Annotated in this window: 16 protein-coding genes and 1 riboswitch; of the genes, 8 read left to right on the top strand and 8 right to left on the bottom strand. The window is 69.7% G+C overall.

Going from position 1 to position 19,394, the window contains the following annotated elements:
* Positions 1-7: 7 nt before the first annotated feature.
* Together LQZ87_RS03115 and LQZ87_RS03110 are read right to left on the bottom strand one after the other, a co-directional pair.
* On the bottom strand, positions 8-1,261 hold the full coding sequence (locus tag LQZ87_RS03115; protein ID WP_230102002.1) for a D-arabinono-1,4-lactone oxidase: 1,254 nt from the start codon (positions 1,259-1,261) through the stop codon (positions 8-10).
* Positions 1,261-2,193 carry an aldose 1-epimerase family protein gene (locus LQZ87_RS03110; protein WP_230102001.1) on the bottom strand — a complete coding sequence of 311 codons (933 nt, stop codon included), beginning with the start codon at positions 2,191-2,193 and terminating at the stop codon, positions 1,261-1,263. The genes LQZ87_RS03115 and LQZ87_RS03110 overlap by 1 nt, the downstream gene beginning before the upstream one ends.
* A gap of 85 nt (positions 2,194-2,278) precedes the next feature.
* On the opposite strand from LQZ87_RS03110, the gene LQZ87_RS03105 reads away from it, so the two are divergent.
* The 3 genes from LQZ87_RS03105 to LQZ87_RS03095 are packed head-to-tail and all read left to right on the top strand — an operon-like array spanning position 2,279 to position 4,856.
* Positions 2,279-3,493 (top strand): MFS transporter, encoded by a 1,215-nt coding sequence (locus LQZ87_RS03105; RefSeq protein WP_230102000.1) that lies wholly within the window; start codon positions 2,279-2,281, stop codon positions 3,491-3,493.
* Positions 3,494-3,515: 22 nt separating this feature from the next.
* A complete protein-coding gene (locus tag LQZ87_RS03100; RefSeq protein WP_230101999.1) occupies positions 3,516-4,235 on the top strand; it encodes a DUF6882 domain-containing protein in 720 nt (239 codons plus the stop codon).
* 51 nt (positions 4,236-4,286) lie between these two features.
* Positions 4,287-4,856, top strand: coding sequence for a hypothetical protein (locus LQZ87_RS03095; protein ID WP_230101998.1), 570 nt, complete (start codon positions 4,287-4,289; stop codon positions 4,854-4,856).
* Between the two features lie 106 nt (positions 4,857-4,962).
* Here LQZ87_RS03095 and LQZ87_RS03090 read toward each other — a convergent pair whose 3' ends face one another.
* Both LQZ87_RS03090 and glyA read right to left on the bottom strand, forming a co-directional pair.
* The gene (locus LQZ87_RS03090; protein WP_230101997.1) at positions 4,963-5,850 is read right to left on the bottom strand and encodes a bifunctional methylenetetrahydrofolate dehydrogenase/methenyltetrahydrofolate cyclohydrolase; all 888 of its coding nucleotides are present in this window, start codon (positions 5,848-5,850) and stop codon (positions 4,963-4,965) included.
* 122 nt (positions 5,851-5,972) lie between these two features.
* Positions 5,973-7,247 carry a serine hydroxymethyltransferase gene (glyA, locus tag LQZ87_RS03085; protein WP_230101996.1) on the bottom strand — a complete coding sequence of 425 codons (1,275 nt, stop codon included), beginning with the start codon at positions 7,245-7,247 and terminating at the stop codon, positions 5,973-5,975.
* 41 nt (positions 7,248-7,288) lie between these two features.
* Positions 7,289-7,372: riboswitch (ZMP/ZTP riboswitch) on the bottom strand.
* Positions 7,373-7,409: 37 nt separating this feature from the next.
* On the opposite strand from glyA, the gene nagA reads away from it, so the two are divergent.
* The 5 genes from nagA to LQZ87_RS03060 all read left to right on the top strand — a co-directional run bounded on the left by nagA (position 7,410) and on the right by LQZ87_RS03060 (position 12,825).
* On the top strand, positions 7,410-8,576 hold the full coding sequence (nagA, locus tag LQZ87_RS03080; protein ID WP_230101995.1) for an N-acetylglucosamine-6-phosphate deacetylase: 1,167 nt from the start codon (positions 7,410-7,412) through the stop codon (positions 8,574-8,576).
* Positions 8,577-8,742: 166 nt separating this feature from the next.
* Positions 8,743-10,671, top strand: a complete 1,929-nt coding sequence (locus LQZ87_RS03075) for a sigma-70 family RNA polymerase sigma factor (protein ID WP_230101994.1) — start codon at positions 8,743-8,745, stop codon at positions 10,669-10,671.
* 9 nt (positions 10,672-10,680) lie between these two features.
* Positions 10,681-11,052, top strand: coding sequence for a YrdB family protein (locus LQZ87_RS03070; RefSeq protein WP_230101993.1), 372 nt, complete (start codon positions 10,681-10,683; stop codon positions 11,050-11,052).
* Complete coding sequence (locus tag LQZ87_RS03065; RefSeq protein ID WP_230101992.1) at positions 11,049-12,410, top strand: FAD-linked oxidase C-terminal domain-containing protein; 1,362 nt, start codon at positions 11,049-11,051, stop codon at positions 12,408-12,410. The genes LQZ87_RS03070 and LQZ87_RS03065 overlap by 4 nt, the downstream gene beginning before the upstream one ends.
* A complete protein-coding gene (locus LQZ87_RS03060; protein ID WP_230101991.1) occupies positions 12,403-12,825 on the top strand; it encodes an NUDIX domain-containing protein in 423 nt (140 codons plus the stop codon). The genes LQZ87_RS03065 and LQZ87_RS03060 overlap by 8 nt, the downstream gene beginning before the upstream one ends.
* Here LQZ87_RS03060 and nagB read toward each other — a convergent pair.
* From nagB to LQZ87_RS03040, 4 genes are all read right to left on the bottom strand, one after another.
* The gene (gene nagB, locus LQZ87_RS03055; protein WP_230101990.1) at positions 12,822-13,601 is read right to left on the bottom strand and encodes a glucosamine-6-phosphate deaminase; all 780 of its coding nucleotides are present in this window, start codon (positions 13,599-13,601) and stop codon (positions 12,822-12,824) included. The two genes, LQZ87_RS03060 and nagB, sit on opposite strands and share 4 nt — an antisense overlap.
* A 103-nt stretch (positions 13,602-13,704) precedes the next feature.
* Positions 13,705-14,892, bottom strand: coding sequence for an ROK family transcriptional regulator (locus LQZ87_RS03050; RefSeq protein WP_230101989.1), 1,188 nt, complete (start codon positions 14,890-14,892; stop codon positions 13,705-13,707).
* 5 nt (positions 14,893-14,897) lie between these two features.
* Complete coding sequence (locus LQZ87_RS03045; RefSeq protein ID WP_230101988.1) at positions 14,898-18,164, bottom strand: family 20 glycosylhydrolase; 3,267 nt, start codon at positions 18,162-18,164, stop codon at positions 14,898-14,900.
* The gene (locus LQZ87_RS03040) at positions 18,155-19,372 is read right to left on the bottom strand and encodes an alanine racemase (RefSeq protein WP_230101987.1); all 1,218 of its coding nucleotides are present in this window, start codon (positions 19,370-19,372) and stop codon (positions 18,155-18,157) included. The genes LQZ87_RS03045 and LQZ87_RS03040 overlap by 10 nt, the downstream gene beginning before the upstream one ends.
* Between the last annotated feature and the right edge of the window lie 22 nt (positions 19,373-19,394).

The raw sequence follows: 19,394 nt of genomic DNA, 5'->3' as shown, positions 1-19,394 counted from the left end.
GCACTCTCTAGAGGCCGAACCGCTCCAGGTAGTCGTTCACGAACTTCCGCTCGGGGTCCAGGCGATCCCGCAGCTGCGCGAAGTCGTCCCACCGCGGGTAGCGGGCACGGACCTCGTCGCCCGGAAGCGTGAACACTTTGCCCCAGTGCGGACGAGCGGACGACGGCAGCGCAGCCTCCAGCTCGGGCAGGAGGGCCCGGACGGACGGCTCGTCGGGTCGCCAGGTGAAGTGCAGGCCGACGGCATCCGTGCCGTATGACGAGCTCAGCCAGAGGTCATCCTCCTGTACCGTTCGGATCTCGTTCACGAGCAGCAGCGGCGCGATCCGGTCGGCCATGGCCCGCACGGCCTCGATCGCGGCGACGGCATCCGCGCGCGGCACGAGGTACTCGCTCTGGATCTCGGCGCCGGCCGAGGGCGTGAAGTCCATACGGAAATGCGGGAGGCGCAGGAACCAGGGTCCCGGGACGCCGTCCTGCTCGGTGGCCGCCTCGGCGGGCTCGGAGAGGATCGGATGCCGCCGGTGCGTGGCCGCTGCGGCCGAGAGGCGCGCCATCACGGCCTCGCGTTCGTCGCGCGTGGCATCGGGCTGGGCCTGTTTGACCCAGATCTGATCGGCGTCATCGGTGCGCTGCCAGGTCGAGAAGATGCTGACGCTCGTTCCGGCACTGGTGACGGCGTCGAGGTCCTCGAGGACGGCGTCCCAGCGCGGATGCTCGAACACGTGCTGCGCGTACGGCACGGAGGGCTGCAGGTCGAGGGTGACGTCGAGCACGGCGCCGAGCGCGCCGAGCGAGACGACGACGCCGTCGAAGTCCGCCTCCCCGCGCGTGACGGTGCGAACGCCGCCGTCGGCGGTCAAGAGCGAGACGGCGCGGACGGCGCTCGCGAGCGATCCGGTGCGGTCGCCGGATCCGTGCGTTCCGGTGGCAACGGCGCCCGCGATCGAGATGTGCGGAAGCGACGCGAGATTGGCGAGTGCGAGCCCCTGCGCCTCGAGAACCGGCGCGAGGTCGCCGTAGCGCAGGGCGCCTGCGACGCGCACAGCATCCCGCGCCTCGGTCACCTCGATCACCGGGGGCAGGCCGGCGAGACTGAGCTGCGTGCCCGCTGTGTCGGCGATGTCGTTGAAGCAGTGCCGCGTGCCGAGGACACGGATCGAGCGGCTGCGGGCGATCAGCTCGCGCGCCTCGTCGACGGAGGCGGGCTCGGCGAGTTCCGCTGCCCGGTAGGTGAGGTTGCCCGCCCAGTTCTTGCGCATCAGATCGCCCTGATCCGCCAGGAGGCGGAGTGCGCGTCGCCCGGCGCGAGCGTCACCAGGTCGACACCGGAGTTGAAGGCATCCGGCGGGCAGGTCATCGGCTCGACGGCGAGCCCTGCGCGGTGCGCTGCGGGCAACGTCGGGTTGTCGGCCGTGTGGATCTGCACCCATGGGCAGCCCCGGTCCCAGCTCATCGACACGCCGGTGCCGTCGGATGCCGTCACCCGCACCTCGGCGAGGTCATCCGTGCGGTCGAGTCCGGTGAAGGCGTGGTCGATGAAGACGTCCTGGATCGGCCGCGGCATCCGGAAGTCCCACTCGGGGTGCGCGTCGACCGGCTCGACGCCGGTGGGGATCAGTCGGTCTTCGGTGACCGTCAGGACCTCGGATGCCGGCAGCAGAAGCGTCCAGTCGTCCACGTTCCCCGGCCCGCCGACGAGGTACGGATGCGGGCCGGTGCCCCAGGGCGCGGCATCCGCCCCGAGGTTGCGGGCAGTCACGGTCTGCGAGAGACCGTCGTCGTCGAGGCGGTACTCGACCTCCACTTCGACGCGGAACGGATAACCCGTCTGAGGTTCGATCGTCGCCGCGAGAACGACGCGGTCGGGTTCGACCGTGCTGTCGAGAGTCGTGCGCACGGCGAAGTCGGCCCAGCCGAGCAGCCCGTGCAGGGCGTGGCCGCGTTCGGGCTCGGTCAGCGGCAGTTGCAGCTCGACATCGCCGAGGCGATAGCGGCCGTCGACGATGCGGTTGGGCCAGGGCGCCAGCGTCGCGCCCCGGTACGCCGGACGGACCTCGTCGGCGTCGAACGGCACGACGAGATCGCGGCCGCGGTGGCGCAGCGCTCGGAGGGTGGCGCCGACAGTGGCGATCTCGGCCTGGTAGTCGTGGTGGGAGAGGGCCAACTGGCGGCCGGATCGCGGGGTCATCATCGTCTGCGAGTCTATGGCGCGGTACCCCCGGCCGCGTCCCCCGGCGCCGGGGAAGGGGTGAAAAGATATCTGAATGCTCGGCGCGATGCAGGACTCAGGATTCCGGTGGTTCTTCATCGCCCGTGCGATCACGCTGATCACCGGATCGATGTCGTCGATCGCGCTCGCCTTCGCAGTCCTGCAGGTCGACAACGAAGCCCTCTCGCTCTCGTACGTCCTCACCGCGTTCACGGTCGCGAACATCGTCTTCGTGCTGTTCGGCGGAGTCGTGGCCGACCGGCTCCCCCGGGCCCTGATCATCCAGAGCTGCTACGTGCTCGACATCCTGTCGATGGGCACCGTCGCCGCTCTCCTGTTCACCCAGACCGCCACGATCCCGCTCCTCGTCGGCCTGGCTGCGGTGAACGGAGCATCCACGGCCTTCGTGCTGCCGGCGATGCAGGGCATCATCCCGCAGCTGACCAAGCCGGAGCACCTGCAGCAGGCCAACGCGATGCTGTCGTTCGTGCGATCGGCGGTGACCATCGGCGGGCCGGTCATCGCCGGCGTCCTCGTCGCGACAGAGGGTCCGGCGTGGGCGATGGTGGTCCAGGTCGGCGGATGGGTCGTCGCGATCCCGGTGCTGGCACTCGTGAAGCTGCCGCCACCGCCGCGCAACGAGGGCTCGACATTCCTTCGGGACCTTCGCACCGGCTGGGACGAGTTCCGCAGCCGCACCTGGCTCTGGGTGATCGTCCTGGCCTTCATGATCATGAACGCGATCCACGTCGGCGCGTGGGGCGTCGCAGGCCCCTACATCGCGAAGAACGACGACCGGCTGGGGATCACCGGCTGGGGATGGGTCGTCAGCGCCGAGGGCATCGGCGTGCTGCTGATGACCGTCGTTCTCATGCGGTTCCCGCTGCGCCGGCCGCTTCGGCTCGGCATGATCGGGATGGCCTTCTTCGCCGTGCCGCTCACCATGCTCGGCATCCACCCGGCCGTCGTGCTCCTCGCGATCGCCGCGCTGATCGCGGGTGCCGGTGCCGAGGTCTTCAGCACAGGCTGGAACGTCACCCTCATGGAGAACGTGCCCACCGACAAGCTCTCGCGCGTCTCCAGCTACGACATGCTCGGCAGCTTCGTGGTGATGCCGATCGGCACCCTCATCTACGGATGGCTCATCACCCACGCGGACGTCGGCGTCGTCCTGGTGACCTCCGGCGTGCTCTACGCGGCGTGCGCCGTGGCCACGCTCGCCGTGCCCAGCGTGTGGCGGATGGGCAGGAGGGCCCACACGGTGGAGGTGGCGGACTCATAGGATCTGCGGCCAGACTGTTCGCATGACCTTCGCAGCACTCCAGCCACTCGCCGATCGCGCCGCCCTGTTCGCCGCACTGCGCCAGGACGCGCTCACCGACGCCGTCGACGCCCTCGGCGAGCACCGCTGGGATGCTGACATGGATGCAGGGACCCTGACCTTCAGCTCGATAGCGGACCCGACGCGCACCATCGTCACCCGCCCGCACCTGATCGCGACGATCGCACCAGGGCCGCGCTCGATGCTCTGGGCATGGGCGCACCCGCAGGGCGACCCGCAGGGTGTCGCGGCGCAGCTGCGCGACTACGGCACCCAGTACGGACTTGAGGAGCTGGCGCAGGCTGAAGTGCCGTTCCCCGCCGACATCGGCGACGACCTCGAGACCTGGATCGCGAACACCGCGCATCAGATCGGCACGATCGCGGTCGAGATCACCGGTCGTTCTCCGTACTACTCGGCACCGATCGGCGGCGGCACGCGCGCTGTGTTCCTGCTCGATGCACCGATCGCGCAGACGACGCTCGCCGAGGCCGTGACCAAGGCACCCCGGCTGCTGTCGTCGCTCGACCTCGGCGACGCCCGCTCCTCGGTATGGGATGCCGCACGCCTGGCCGGCTGGAACATGGAGTGGACTGACGAGGCGTTCAGCGGCGCCACCGTCAGCGACCCTTCGGGCTCCGCGACCTTCCGCTTCGACGAGCAAGCGCGCATCACGGGCATCGAGGGCAGTCACGGCGGCTGAGTCCATCCGACACGGGTGCCGCCGTCGGTACTGGTGTGCAAGGCTGATCGCATGAAGAACTGGCTGATCCGCGCAGCATCGCTGTACGTCTTCAATGTCGTCGTCCTGCTGCTGATCGGACTGCTCATGCGCAGCGTCAGCGTGGGCTGGAACGCGCTGTGGGCGTCCGTCATCCTCACACTCGCGACACTGGCCCTGAAGCCCGCACTGCTGAAGGCGTTCCGCGGTGCCGCTGCCAGGTCGGCTGACACCCGCACGCGGGTAGGCGAGAAGGTCGTCCAGTACGTGCTCGTCTTCGTCGTCGAGCTCATCGTCTGGGTGCTCACGGTTCTGCTCAGCGGAGTCGACGTCAGCGGCTGGTTCTGGGGTTACGTGCTGCCGCCGATCTACTTGCTGATCGCTTGGGTCGTCTACGACCAGATCGACGACAGGATCGAGGCCAAGACCGGCGAGGTCATCGGCTCGGTCTCGGCTCGCATCAAGCGATCGGATGCCGCGGCATCCGCCCCGTCGTCGGGTGCAGCATCGTCGACCTCGACCTCGCCCGAATCGAAGATCGGGCGCGACGAGCTGAACGACGGGCTGACGCCCGAGCAGCGCCGGATGCTCGACGAGCTGTAGCCCTCAGGGCTGCGTTCGCGGTCCGATCTGCGGATGCGTTCCCGATCTGCGGACTTTCTCGGCGATTTCGTCAGCAGATCGGGCGAAGTTCAGCGGATCGTGACGCTCAGCGCGCGCCGACCGACCGCTCCGCGGCCTCGACGACGTTCGTCAGAAGCAGCGCGACGGTCATCGGGCCGACCCCACCAGGGTTCGGCGAGATGAAGCCGGCGACCTCGGCGACATCAGGATGCACATCCCCGAAGACCTTGCTCTTGCCGGTCTCCGGATCGTCCTCGCGCGTGACACCGACGTCGAGCACAGCAGCGCCCGGCTTGACGTCCTCGGCGCGGATCAGGTGCTTGACGCCCGCTCCGGCGACGATCACGTCGGCCTGACGCAGATACGGGCTCATGTCCGGCGTTCCGGTGTGCACCTGAGTGACGGTCGCGTTGATGTCGCGACGGGTCAGCAGCAGGCCCATAGGGCGTCCGATCGTCACGCCGCGACCGACGACGACGACGTGCTTGCCCTTCAGGTCGTAGTCGTTGCGCAGCAGCAGCTCGATCACGCCACGCGGTGTGCACGGCAGCGGCGTGTGGATCGGCGCGTTGACGTTCAGCACGAGGCGACCGAGGTTGGTCGGGTGCAGACCGTCGGCATCCTTGGCCGGATCGATGCGCTCGAGGATCGCGTCGGTGTCGATGTGCTTCGGAAGCGGCAGCTGCACGATGTACCCGTGGCAGTCGGGGTCGGCGTTGAGCTCGTCGATCAGGTCCTCGACCTCGGCCTGCGTCGCATCAGCCGGCAGCTCGCGCTGGATGGAGTTCATCCCGATCGCCTCGGATTGGCGGTGCTTCATCCCGACGTACAGCTGCGACGCCGGGTCGGCCCCGACGAGCACTGTGGCGATGCCGGGGATGATCCCCCGCGCACGCAGCGCCGCGACCCGCTCTGCGAGCTCGCTCTTGATCTCCGCCGCCGCGGCCTTGCCGTCGAGTATCTGCGCGGTCATGTGTCGTATTCCTCTCGAATCCCTGATGAAAAACCACTTTGGACGCGAAACACCACCTCAGTCGTGGTGTCTCACGTCAGTCGTGGTGTCTCACGCTCGAAGTGGTGTTTCGCGGGCGGTTACTACTGCTGCAGGTCGGGGTACAGGGGGAACGCCTCGGCGAGGCGCACCACTCGGGCCTTCAGGGCAGCCGTGTCAGCGCCCGGCAGCAGCGCGAGCGCGATGATGTCCGCGACCTCGGTGAACTCGGCATCCCCGAACCCGCGGGTGGCGAGCGCTGCGGTGCCGATGCGCAGGCCAGAGGTGACCATCGGCGGGCGAGGGTCGTTCGGGACCGCGTTGCGGTTGACCGTGATCTGGATGTCGTGCAGCAGATCCTCGGCCTGCTTGCCGTCGATCGCGGCATCCCGCAGGTCGACGAGGACGAGGTGGACGTCGGTGCCGCCGGAGCGGACCGCGATGCCCGCGTCCGCGACATCCTGCTGGGTGAGACGGTCGGCGAGGATGCTCGCGCCGGAGAGCGTGCGCACCTGACGGTCCTTGAACTCGGGCGTCGCTGCGAGCTTGAACGCCGTGGCCTTGGCGGCGATCACGTGCATGAGCGGCCCGCCCTGCTGGCCGGGGAAGACGGCGGAGTTGATCTTCTTCGCGATCTCGGGGTCGTTCGAGAGGATGAAGCCCGAGCGGGGCCCGCCGATCGTCTTGTGCACGGTCGACGAGACGACGTGCGCGTGCGGGACGGGGTTCGGGTGGAGGCCGGCTGCGACGAGCCCGGCGAAGTGCGCCATGTCGACCCACAGGTACGCGCCGACCTCGTCGGCGATCGCGCGGAAGGCGGCGAAGTCGAGCTGACGCGGGTACGCCGACCAGCCGGCGACGATGACCTTCGGCTTGTGCTCGAGCGCGAGGCGGCGCACCTCGTCCATGTCGACGAGCGAGGTCTCGGGGTCTACGCCGTAGGCGACGATGTCGTACAGGCGGCCGGAGAAGTTGATCTTCATGCCGTGCGTGAGGTGTCCGCCGTGGTCGAGCGAGAGGCCGAGCAGCGTGTCGCCGGGGCGGGCGATGGCGTGCATGACGGCTGCGTTGGCGGTGGCGCCGGAGTGCGGCTGGACGTTCGCGAACTCGGCTCCGAACAGCGACTTCACGCGCTCGATGGCCAGGGATTCCGCGATGTCGACCTCTTCGCAGCCGCCGTAGTAGCGACGGCCGGGGTAGCCCTCGGCGTACTTGTTGGTGAGCACGGAGCCCTGCGACTGCAGCACCGAGACGGGTACGAAGTTCTCGGACGCGATCATCTCGAGGAACGTGCGCTGACGGTTCAGCTCGCGGTCGAGGACCTCGGCGATTTCGGGATCGACCTCGGAGAGCGGGGCGTTGAAGTACGGATCAGTCATGTCCTCTTCTTTCGTTGCGGAAGCTGCCATCGGGAATGGATGTCATCGGCCCAGGCGCGCGGTCGAATTCCGTAACGGTCGCTCCCCGGTGGTGACCCACCCAGACGCCAGTCGCGACCGTTCGAGCATAGCGGACTCCCCCGTGCGCGGTAGGTTTTGTTCATGGTCTCAACCGTCATCCACTCGGCCCGGCTCATCAGCGACGGCGCGGAGACGGCGGACGCGTGGGTCCGTTTCGAAGACGGCGTGGTCGCTGCCGTCGGCACGGGTGCCGTCCGGCCGGATGCCGACACCGTGCTGGATGCGACCGTCATCGCCGGCGCGGGCGCCGTTCTCGCGCCGGGGTTCATCGACATCCACGGTCACGGCGGAGGCGGCGTCTCCTTCGATGACGGCACGTCGTTCGATGAGACCGTCACCGCGATCCGCACCGCGCGCGACCTGCATCGCGCCCATGGCACGACGCGCGCCGTGGTCTCGCTCGTCACTGCACCGCTCGACGACCTGGCGCGGAAGGTCGGCGAGATCGCCGATCTCATGCAGACGGATGCCGACATTCTCGGCTCGCACCTGGAGGGCCCGTTCCTCGACCCGGCGCATCACGGCGCTCACGAGCCGTCGCTGCTGCGCGAGCCGGTTGCGGCCGACGTGCAGCGGCTGCTCGACGCCGGGCGCGGCACGGTGCGACAGGTCACTATCGCCCCGGAGCTGCCTGGCGGCATCGACGCCATCAGAATGATCGTCGCGTCGGGTGCTGCCGCTGCCGTCGGCCACACGAGCGCGGATGCCGCGCTGGCCGCCGCCGCGTTCGACGCTGGTGCCACGATCCTCACGCACGCGTTCAACGCGATGCCGGGCATCCATCACCGCGCACCGGGGCCCGTCCTCACCGCGGCCGCCGATCACCGGGTGGTCCTGGAGGGCATCGCCGACAACATCCATCTGAACCCGATGGTCATCAAGCTGCTGTTCGATTCCGCACCCGGGCGTGTGGCGCTGGTGACGGATGCCATGGCGGCGGCCGGCAGTGCAGACGGACGGTACGACCTCGGTGCAGTCAGAGTGACGGTGACCGACGGGGTCGCCAGAGCGGACGATACCGGCTCGATAGCCGGATCCACGCTCACACAGGACGTCGCGCTGCAACGGGCGGTCCAGGCCGGCGTCCCGCTGGTCGAGTCGGTGCGCGCGCTCACCTCGACCCCGGCGAGGGCGATCGGACTCGACTCCCAGCTCGGGCAACTGGCTCCCGGGTTCCTCGGCGACGCCGTGCTGCTCGACGAGAACCTGCAGATGAGGCACGTGCAGACCGGAGCGCGCATCCGCTGAACCGCGCCCACGCGCGCCGATGCCCGGATTGCGGCGAGCTGTATGCGAGTTCTCCACAGGGGTGGCCTCACTCAGCTTTTCGAGAGACAATGGCTCGGGCGCGTCGAGAGGAACCAGTTCGCGCGCTTGTTCATGTGGAGGCACATCCTCGCCCCACGACCAATGGATGACTGTGCACAACGACTTCGAGACAGGCCAGACAGCCGACGCAGATCTGATCCTGCGCACGCGCTCAGGCGACGCAGACGCGTTCAGCGAACTGTGGCGCCGTCATTACCCATCGGGCATCGCCGTCGCGCGATCCATCACGTCGAGCATCGACCCTGACGACCTCGTCCAAGAGGCGTTCGCACGCATCTTCCAGGCCGTCGTCCGCGGCGGCGGGCCGAACGGCTCCTTCCGCGCATACCTGTTCACGAGCATCCGCAACACGGCGGCTGCCTGGGGCCGCGCCCGCCGTGAGACCCCGATCGACGAGCTCGAATCCATCGTCGACCCGGAGAGCACCGAGCAGGCTGCGGATGAGGCCCTCGATCGCAGCCTCACCGCTCACGCCTTCCGCGGACTGCCGACGCGCTGGCAGGAAGTGCTCTGGTACACCGAGATCGAGCAGATGAAGCCCGCCGAGGTCGCCCCGCTGCTCGGGATGAGGGCCGGCGCGGCGTCTCAGCTCGCCTTCCGTGCCCGCGAGGGCCTGCGCGAAGCCTGGATCCAGGCGCACGTGGGCAGCACGGCATCCGACTCCGAATGCCACTGGACGATCGCGCACCTCGGTGCCCATTCCCGTGGCAACCTCAGCACGCGCGATCAGAGACGGCTCGACGCGCACCTCGACGACTGCGCCCGGTGCATCATCGTCGCCGGTGAGGTCAAGGACGTCTCCAGCAGGCTCGCGCTCGTCCTTCTCCCGCTGGTCCTCGGCGTCACGGGAGCCGCCGGGTACACCGCGCTGCTCCAGCAGGGCAGGATTCCGGCCATCGCCGTCACGGGGATGCCGTCGGACGTCGTCTCCGGCGCTGTCGTCGCGACCGGCGCCGGCGCACCGAGCGGCCTCGAGGGAACGACGCTCGGCGGGTCAGGTGCAGCCGCCGGTTCGACATCGGGTGCGGCTCCCGGCGGCGCCATCTCGGGGATCGGCGCACTGGTCGGCGCCGGCTCGGCGGCCCTCGTCGTCGCGGGTGTCGTAGCGGCAGCGACGATCGTCCCCGGGCTCGTCAGCGCCAGCCCGGTGACCTCGCTCCCCAGCGCAGGAGACGCGGACGGTTCGTCGATCTCGTCCGAGCTCGTCCCCGGCAACGACATCGAGGCGGACGAGATGCTCGTCCTCGAGCTCCCAGCGCCCGACGACAGCGACGATTACGTGGCGCCGCGGAAGGCGCCGCCGCCCGCCACCGCGCCGGAGGAGGCAGCGCCTCCCGCAGCGAGCACGCCGGTGAGCGATGAGAGGCCCGCAGGCGGAGCAGGTGGCGACGGAAGCGAATCGACCGAGCCGCCGTCGACACCCGAGCCGGAACCAGAACCCGAGCCAGAGGTACCGAGCGGAGCTCCAGGCTGGGAGCCCGCCGCGCAGACATGCACCGGCGAGGACGGTCTGGTGCCCCAGTACTCCGTACCACTCAGCGGCGCTCCCGACGCGAACGTCCGCGTCGTCGTCGAAGGCGCCGCCGGCACGGATGCCGGTGTCTACCGCACCATTCTCTCGGCGCAGGGCGCCGGCACTGTCGATCTGAGGCCGACGGACGCGCAGGTTCAGGATGCAGCGCAGATCGAGGTCTCGATCGGCTACGTCCTCGGTGACAGCCGAGGGGAGCAGGAGATCACCACGTTGGCCGAGCTCTATTCCGGCCCGACCTGCCAGGAACTGGCCGATGCTGCTGCGGACGAACCTGCGCCGGAGGAGCCGTCCGACGTCGCCCCTCCGACCGACGGCGCTGCGGCTGACGACGCGCTGACCGGTGAGACTCCATCGAGCCCCGAATCGACGGAGGACGCGTCGACAGAGGAGAGTCCTCTCACCGCGGCGCCGGTTGAGGACACCGCCGCAGACCTCCTCGCGCCGGCGACGACGAACGAGGCCCTCGCCCCCGCCGAATAGACTGGAGGCATGTCCGAAGCCCCCGACGCCGTGCCTGGTGTCAACCGTCCGAACATCACCCCGCTCGACATCGTCAGGGCCGTCGTCCTGGTCGTGGCGCTCGCGTCATTGGCGCTGTGGGGCTTCGCGATGTGGGACTTCCCGTGGAACCTCGTCTTCGGCATCGGCTCCCCGCTGATCGTGCTGCTGATCTGGGCGCTGTTTCTCTCACCGCGTCCCGTGCTGCAACTGCATCCGTTCATCCGCGCGGCCGTCGAGCTGCTCATCTACGCCGGCGTCACGCTCGCCTGGTGGTCGATGGGCCAGGCATGGGCCGGCGTGGCGTTCGCCGTCGTCGCGGTCGCCGCGGGTCTCTTCGCCGGTCGGAGAACCCTGAAGTGACAGTGGTCGCGGCCCTGCGCGACGCACTCGGCGACATCGTCGATGCGAGCGAGGTCTCGCTCGAGGCCGCCAGGGCGGACCGGTCGGGTCACCGCTCCCCCGGGCGGCCCATCGCCGTCGTCCACGCGCGAACCGTCGCCGACGTGCAGCAGACGATGCGCATCGCGACGGCGACCCGCACACCCGTCGTCGTGCGTGGCGCCGGCACCGGTCTCGCGGGAGCCGCGAACGCCGGCCCCGGCGAGATCGTGCTGTCCACGATGCGTCTGAATCGCGTGCTCGAGGTGCGACAGGACGATCTGCTCGCCGTCGTCGAACCGGGGATCCTGAACGCCCAGCTCAACGCGCGCCTGGCCGAGGACGGCCTGTGGTGGGCGCCGGACCCCGCCAGCCGCGACATCTCCACGGTCGGCGGCAACATCGCCACCGGCGCCGGCGGGCTGCTGTGCGCGAAGTACGGCGTCGTCAGGGATGCCGTGCTCGGCGTCGACCTCGTCCTCGCCGACGGCCGGCTCCTCCACCTCGGCCACCGCAGCGTCAAGGGCGTCACCGGGCTCGACCTCACAGCGCTCGTGATCGGATCAGAGGGGACGCTCGGCGTCGTCGTCGGTGCCACACTGAAACTGAGAAGACTCGTCGAAGGCGAGGTCTGCACCCTCACCGCGTTGTTCCCGACCGTGCGCGCTGCGGCCGCCGGGTCGGCGGCGGTGACGGCATCCGGAGTCCAGCCCGCGATCATGGAACTGATGGATGCCCCGGCGTTCGCCGCCGTGCACGCGCACCTCCGCCTGCCTGCGCCGGCGGCCACCACCTCACAACTGACGATCCAGACCGACGGCCCTGCGGCCGCCGCCGAGGCTGCGCGCATCGCCGAGACGCTGCGCGCGTCAGGCGGCACCGTGACGCTCACGACCGACCGCGCGGAGGGCGAGCAGCTGCTGGCGATCCGGCGGTCCATGCACGGCGCCATGGCAGCCCTCGGCACCACTCTGATCGAAGACGTCTCGGTGCCGCGCAGCGCGCTTCCGGCCATGTTCGACGAGATCGCTCGGATCGAAGCCGCCTACGGGCTCACGATCCCGACGGTCGCGCATGCCGGCGACGGCAACCTGCACCCGAACTTCATCTTCGAGGGCAGCGAGGTCCCCGACCACGTCTGGGCGGCAGCAGACGAGCTGTTCCGCGCCGCCGTACGTCTGGGCGGCACCCTCACCGGAGAGCACGGCATCGGCATCCTGAAGAGCCGCTGGCTCGCTGACGAGCTCGGCGAGGATCAGTGGGAGCTGCAGCGGCAGATCAAGGCCGTGTTCGATCCGCTCGGCATCCTGGCTCCGGGAAAGGTGTTCGCGCATGCCTGACATCCACGTCAGCGCCGCCGTCATCCACGATGAGAGCGGACGTGTCCTCGTCGTGCGCAAACAGGGCACGACGGCATTCATGCAACCGGGCGGCAAACCGGAGGCCGGCGAGAACCCGGCGCAGACGCTCGCCCGCGAGCTGGAGGAGGAGCTGGGGCTCAGCATCGACGAGAACGCGATGCGACCGCTAGGGCGCTTCATCTCCGCCGCCGCGAACGAACCCGGCCACCGGGTGATCGCCGACGCGTTCGCCCTGACGATCGAGGCGGATGCCGTGACCGTGCAGGCCGAACTCGCCGAGCTCCGCTGGATCACACCGGACGCGATCGGCACGCTCGAACTCGCACCGCTGAGCCTCGAGCACCTGCTCCCGATCGCGTGGCCCGACGTGCTCGGAAGCGCCAGCCCGGGTTAGAGGCCCTGCCAGGCCGGCTTGTTGTCGAACGTGTAGCGGTAGTAGTCGGCGAGCTTCAACTCGGATGCCGCCGCCTCGTCGACGACGACCGTGACATGCTCGTGCAGCTGGATCGCCGACCCCGGGAGGATCGCGCTGACCGGCCCCTCGACCGCGGCAGCGACGGCCCTGGCCTTCCCAGAACCGAACGCGAGCAGCACGAGGTGACGTGCACGCAGGATCGTGCCGAGGCCCTGGGTGATGCAGTGCATCGGAACGTCGTCGATCGAGTCGAAGAACCGCGCATTGTCCTCACGGGTCTGCACGGTGAGCGTCTTCACGCGCGTGCGCGATGCGAAGGAGGATCCCGGTTCGTTGAAACCGATGTGTCCGTCGGTGCCGATGCCGAGGATCTGCAGGTCGACGCCACCGGCAGCCTCGATCGCCGCCTCGTAGTCGTCACCCGCGTGCTGCACGCCATCGGCGGCACCGTTGGGCGTGCGGATCAGCTCGGGGTCCAGCCCCAGCGGCTCGACGACCTCGCGGGTGATCACCGAGCGGTAGCTCTCGGGGTGAGCGGGGTCGATGCCGACGTACTCGTCGAGGGCGAATCCGCGCACGCGCGAGACATCCACTCCCGCGAGACGCGGCGGCAGCGCTTGGTACACCGGCAGCGGCGTCGAACCCGTCGCCAGGCCGAGCACGGCATCCGGCTTCTCCGTGATGAGACGAACGATCTCATCCGCGACCAGCGCACCCGCAGCGGGGGCGTTCTCGACGATGACGACTTCAGCCATGGACGGCGATCTCCTGTTCAGAAGCGAGCGGACTGCGAACGCGATGAGCGCTGCCGCGGGGAAGAAGGGGAAGACAGTTCGATTGTCTCAGAGTGCGGCGTCCTCAGGAGACGCCGAGCTGGCTCGAGAGGACCATCACAGCCGTTCCGCGGAGCACGATATCCGGCTGCTGGGTCGGACGGATCACGACGTCATCGAAGACGCCTTCGAGGGTCCGCGACCGGAGAGTCCGGGTAGCTGCGTCGATGAACGTCCCGTCGAGCAGGTCGAGCGGCCCCGACAGCACGATCTCGGAGAGGTCGAGCGCGGTCACGATCGGTGCGATGGCGATCGCCATCCGGGTTCCGGCATCGCGCAGGACCACGTCGCGGGATGCGGGATCGGCGGCGATCTCGTCGCGCAGTCGGCTGACGCTGAGCCAGGCCTCGAGGCACCCGTCACGACCGCACACGCAGTGCGGGCCGCCGTCGGTGCCGACGACGACGTGACCGATCTCGCCCGCGGCGTACCGGCTGCCGAGAAGCGGCTGGCTGCCGGAGATGAGCCCGGCGCCGACACCGAACCCGATCTTGATGAGGACGAAGTCCGAGCGAGCCTCGCCGAACGTGTACTCCGCCAGCACCGCGGCGTTCGCGTCGTTGCGGGCGATCACCGGCAGCCCGAGATCGCGGCCGAGCTCGGATTCCAGCGCGAAGTCCGTCCAGCCGATGTTCGGCGAGCTGAGCACGACGCCGTCCGGCCGGACGATGCCAGGGGTGCCGACCCCTACGCCGAGCAGCGTCGCCGTGGATGCCGCGACGAGCTCCTCCGCGAGCCCTCGCACAGCGGCGTACGCGCCCTCGCCGTCCGACGGCGCCGGCCTCGCGACTTCGCGGCGCTCGAGCACGTCGCCGTCGAGGCTCATGACCGAACCGCGGTACACCTCGGCATCAGACAGATCCAACCCGATGATCTGGTGACCGAGGCGGTCGATGTCGACGAGGATCGGCGGCTTGCCCGGCCCGACCGTCTCGCGGATGCCGAGTTCGATGATGATGCCGTCGGCGATGAACTCGGCGACCAGGTCAGAGATGGTGACGCGGGTGAGGCCGGTCTCCCTCGACAGATCAGCCCGGCTCATCGATCCGGAGTGGTACAGCGTCTGCAGCACGAGCGCGCGGTTGTGTCCTCTGGCGTGCTCCGGGAGGACCTTGGTGCGCGATCGGAGGTTCTGCGACGACCCGAAGGCGTGCGTCGCCGCGTTGGTTCGCGCGGCCGGTGCGGCCTGTCGCGGTTCACCCGTCTCGGACATATCTGTCAATTCACCTTCGGAGCATGAGCTGGGCCATGGCGGAAACCGGCGACCAGGTCGGAGACGTGTCGTTCGCGATCGGCGACGCTTATCGGTTTTCCAGGGATTCCGTCTCGTCGCTGATCGGGTGTCGGGCCCTGGAGCCGACGATACTGCACCCCGGCACGCGCGAGACGCCGCAGGTGCAGCGGAAGACGCCGCAGGAATGCTTCCGTTTCGCCCGGCTCTCCCCCGGCCCACAGGCGCTCGGCGATCGCGCTCAGCCGCGGGAACATCGCGTAGTCGAGCCGATCCCTGGTGGGCAGGTGCTCGGTCCAGGTGTTCGCCTGTCCGCCGACGGCGCCGGCCGGAAGCGTCAGGGTGTAGGCGCGCTCGATGGTCAAGGGCGGTCCGACCGGCACGGGTTCGTCCGCCGATTCGGATTGGCGGTAATCGAGATACGCCTCCAGATCGGGGCATCCGACCACCGGGATGCCGCGCCGCAGCGCCTCCGCCATCGCAGCCGGTCCTCGCCAGGCGAGGATCCGCACGCCATCGGGCACGTCGCCCTCGAGAACCTCGTCCCACGCGAGGGCCGTGCGGCCGTGCGAGTGGACATGCGCCACGAAATGCTCGGTGAACCAGGGCTGCACGTCGTGCGGCTCCGCGAGCCCGAGCAGACGCATCCGTTCGCCGGCGGCAGCGCTCTGCGCCCATTCGTCGACAGGCACCTCGTCGCCGCCGATCCCGATCCACGGCGAGTCGAAGATGTCGCACAGCGCGTCGATCGCGGCTCGGCCGAAGTCGAGCGCCTCGTCGGTGGGCGCGAGCACGCGCGGGTTCACGCCGAACCGCTCCCATGGCGCCGTGACCCTCTCACCGATGTCGGTGTTGCCGAGCTCGGGGTATGCGGCGAGCGCAGCCTGGACGTGACCTGGCAGCTCGACCTCCGGCACGATGGTCACGAAGCGGTCGGCCGCGTATGCGACCAGTGAGCGCAGCTCGGCCGTCGTGTAGAAGCCCTCGTGGACGCCGGGTTCGACGGTCGCACGCGGGCCGTGGCCGCGCTGGGTGGCCTCTCGCCGCGCACCGATCTCGGTGAGCCGCGGGAATCCGGGGACCTCGAAGCGCCAGCCCTGATCGTCGGTGAGATGCAGGTGCAGCACGTTCAGGTGGTGCATCGCCAGCAGATCGATGAGGCGACGGACGTCATCGGCCGGGCGGAAGTGCCGAGCGACGTCGAGCATCGCTCCCCGCCATCCATACGCCGGCTCACCCTGCCAGACACCGGCCGGGATACGAGTGGCGATCGCGGTCTCGGGCGTGCACAGCTGCCGCAGGGCCATCGCGGCACGGAAGACGCCGACGGGAGCGGCGCCGATGAGCTCGACACCCTCGGCGGTGACGTCGATGCGGAAGGACTCCTCCCCACCGAGGCTCTCGTCAACGCGCAGCAGGATCGATGGGGCCTCTGGGGCGGCATCCGGTGCGAGGTCGAGGGCATCGCGCAGCAGGGAGGCGATCCTCGAGAGGTCTCCTGACCCGATGATCGGCGCATCGTGATGCAGGAGGAACGGAGCCGCCTGCGGATCGATCGTCGAGTCGATCAGCGGCACCGTGGCACGGTGCGGCGGCGGTGGCATCCGCAGGGCGCTGCCCGGGGTCGCGCCGGCGACCTCGCCGCCGGAGATCACCGCGACGCCGGACACCAGCACCTCATGGATGCCGACCGGAGCCGCGCGTGGATCGTCGAATGTCGCGCCGGCGGCGATCATCTCAGGATCGAACAGCACGAGGTCGGCCATGGCGCCGGCACGGATGACGCCGCGCGGCGTGTCCCCGCGGTCGAGGCCGAGACGTCGCGCCGGAGCGGCGGACAGGTGCTGCACTGCCTCCTCGAGGCGGAGGACGCCGAGCTCGCGCACGTAGTGGCCGAGGTAGCGCGGGAAGGTCCCGAACCCGCGCGGGTGCGGCTTCGCGCCGATCAGGATGCCGTCGCTGCCGCCCGTGTGACGGGGGTGCCGCATGATCGCGCGCACGTTCTGCTCGTCGCCGATGTGCATGAGAATGCCTGTCGCCCCGGCATCCGCCACGATCGTGTCGAGGACGACATCGACGGGACGGCGTCCTTCGGTACCGGCTATCTCATCGATCGTGCGCCCGACCAGGTGCGCGAGCGCGGGGTTCGCGGTGCCGGAGACCTCGATCTGCGACCAGTCGGCCCGCTCCCCGTGGAAGCCGTCGCACCCGATGTCCTCGAGCTCGACGCGCACCTGCTCGCGCTGAGCGTCGTCCAGCGACCGGATGCCGGCGACGAGATCGCCGCCCGCCGCGAGGCGGCTGGGCAGGAGGGCCGAGAGAGTCGTCGCCCCTGGCAGGTACGGGTAGGTGTCGAGCGTGACGTCCACACCGTCGGCGATCGCCTCGTCGACGAGGGCGAGCAGCTCGGCGGCCCGCCCACGGTTGGGGGCGAAGTTCATGGTGGCGTGCGTGAGGTGCACAGGGCATCCAGTGCGGCGGCCGATGTCGAGCGCCTCACGGTACGCGTCCAGCGCACCGGCGCCGTAGCTGCGGGTGTGCGGAGCCCAGTAGCCGCCGCGCTCGGCGACGACGCGGCAGAGCGTCTCCAGCTCCGCGGTGGAGGCGTACATGCCCGGTGTGTAGGTCAGGCCGCTCGACATTCCGAAGGCTCCGGCGTCCAGGGCCGCGCCGAGCAGCGCGCACATGGCCTCGAGCTCATCCGGAGTCGCCGGACGGTTCTCGTGCCCGATGGTCATCATCCGGAGGTTGCCCTGCGGCACGAGCACGGCGACGTTGGCGACCGTCGCCGCGTCGATCGCGGCGAGCAGCTCGTCCACCGTGCGCCACGGGACTCCGCCCGTCATGTGCAGGGCAGGAGCGCCGTTCCAGCCGGCGATCTGCGCGGGGACGGCGGATGCCGCGACGTCGTCGAGCGGTGCATAGCCGAGTCCGTCCTGCCCGATGACCTCGGTCGTGACGCCCTGCCTGATCTTCGCCTGATGATCGGCGCCCGTGAGTACGGCGAGGTCGCTGTGCGCATGCATGTCGATGAAGCCGGGTGCGAGGACCAGACCGTCGGCCTCGATCTCCACCGCGCCGGAGGGAAGCTCGAGAGCCTCGTCGTCGTCGTCGGCGCGGACGACCGCGACGATCGTCGAGCCCTCGATCGCGACGTCCGCACGGTACCGATCGGCTCCTGTGCCGTCGACGACGGTCGCCCCGCGGTACACGCGCACCCGGCCGGCTCCAGCCTGCTCGGCACTCAGAAGCACGTCGCCACCGCCCAGATCACGCGCGGATCATCGGCATCCGGATCGTCGATCACCGGGATGACCCGCCACTTGTCGAACGCCGTGCACGGATGCGAGAGCCCGAGTCTGACGACGTCGCCGACGGCCACCTGCGCGCCGGGGGCGAGGGAGAGGAATGCGTGCTGATCGTTCAGCGCGGTGACGTCGCCCGCGACCGACTGCGGTATGGGGAGGTCGATGTCGAAGGGCACGTCGCGGCGGCCGGCATCCAGCAGCGCGAGGCCCGGCTCTGGTCGCGAGACGACACGGGCCCAGGCGTGCATGGCCGAGCGCAGCGGGGCGGTGCCGGTGAGTGAGCCGAACGGAGACATCCGGGAGTAGAACCCGTCGTCGTGGATCTGGAAGGCACCGGAGCGCAGCACGATCTCGGCCTCGCCGCGCAGCGGCGCGAGCACGGCGGCTGCGCGGTCCGGAAAGGCGCTGCCTCCGGCAGTGAGGATGGGCGTCGGCCCCTCGCCGTAGGTCAGCCGGCGGTGCAGGTCGACGATCGTCTGGAGGTACGCGTCCACTGCTCGCACCGACGCGTCGCTGCGGTCGGGTCCGAACGGACCCTCGTACCCGCCGACGCCGGCGAGCCGCAATCCTGGGGCGTCGTCGATCGCACGTGCGATCCGTTCGCCCTCCTCGATCGTGCGGGCGCCGGTTCGTCCTCCTGCGCCGCCCATCTCCACGAGGACGTCGAGCGGATGGTGCTGGTCGATGCCGGCGGCGGCGAGGAGGGCGACCGTGTCGGTCGAATCGGCCCAGCAGATGATCCGCAGTGCGGGATCGGCAGCCAGGTGGGCGCCGAGATCGGCGGCTGCGGCGACGTCGGTGACGGCGTTCGCGATGAGGATGCGGTGGACGCCGGCATCCACCGCGACGGCGGCCTGCCACGGCGTCGCGACGGTGATGCCCCAGGCCCCGGCATCCAGGAGGCTCTGCCACAGCGCCGGCGCCATCGTGGTCTTGCCGTGCGGTGCGAGCACGACGCCGACGTCGCGCGCCCAGTCGAACACGGCCTGCTCGTTGTGGGCGACCGACTGCTCGTGCAGGGTCATCACCGGAGTGCTGAACTCGGATAGCGACAATCCAGCATCCGGGATCTCGCTCAGCCGCAGCCCATGCGAGCGAGCCGGGAACGCCTTCGCCCACGGGCCGAGCGTCGGATCCGGAATTTGTAGAGGCATCTAACAAGGCTACTAGGCTGAG

Origin of the sequence: Microbacterium sp. Bi121, from assembly GCF_918698005.1 — a bacterium.
GTDB lineage: Bacteria > Actinomycetota > Actinomycetes > Actinomycetales > Microbacteriaceae > Microbacterium.
This window is presented reverse-complemented; position numbering and strand designations above follow the sequence as displayed.

Coding starts and splice junctions, on each gene's coding strand:
- LQZ87_RS03100 (WP_230101999.1), top strand. CDS start 3,516: ATGACCTTCGCAGCACTCCAGCCACTCGCCGATCGCGCCGCCCTGTTC.
- LQZ87_RS03090 (WP_230101997.1), bottom strand. CDS start 5,850: ATGACCGCGCAGATACTCGACGGCAAGGCCGCGGCGGCGGAGATCAAG.
- LQZ87_RS03115 (WP_230102002.1), bottom strand. CDS start 1,261: ATGCGCAAGAACTGGGCGGGCAACCTCACCTACCGGGCAGCGGAACTC.
- LQZ87_RS03095 (WP_230101998.1), top strand. CDS start 4,287: ATGAAGAACTGGCTGATCCGCGCAGCATCGCTGTACGTCTTCAATGTC.
- LQZ87_RS03075 (WP_230101994.1), top strand. CDS start 8,743: ATGACTGTGCACAACGACTTCGAGACAGGCCAGACAGCCGACGCAGAT.
- glyA (WP_230101996.1), bottom strand. CDS start 7,247: ATGACTGATCCGTACTTCAACGCCCCGCTCTCCGAGGTCGATCCCGAA.
- LQZ87_RS03050 (WP_230101989.1), bottom strand. CDS start 14,892: ATGTCCGAGACGGGTGAACCGCGACAGGCCGCACCGGCCGCGCGAACC.
- nagA (WP_230101995.1), top strand. CDS start 7,410: ATGGTCTCAACCGTCATCCACTCGGCCCGGCTCATCAGCGACGGCGCG.
- LQZ87_RS03060 (WP_230101991.1), top strand. CDS start 12,403: ATGCCTGACATCCACGTCAGCGCCGCCGTCATCCACGATGAGAGCGGA.
- LQZ87_RS03070 (WP_230101993.1), top strand. CDS start 10,681: ATGTCCGAAGCCCCCGACGCCGTGCCTGGTGTCAACCGTCCGAACATC.
- nagB (WP_230101990.1), bottom strand. CDS start 13,601: ATGGCTGAAGTCGTCATCGTCGAGAACGCCCCCGCTGCGGGTGCGCTG.
- LQZ87_RS03105 (WP_230102000.1), top strand. CDS start 2,279: ATGCAGGACTCAGGATTCCGGTGGTTCTTCATCGCCCGTGCGATCACG.
- LQZ87_RS03110 (WP_230102001.1), bottom strand. CDS start 2,193: ATGATGACCCCGCGATCCGGCCGCCAGTTGGCCCTCTCCCACCACGAC.
- LQZ87_RS03040 (WP_230101987.1), bottom strand. CDS start 19,372: ATGCCTCTACAAATTCCGGATCCGACGCTCGGCCCGTGGGCGAAGGCG.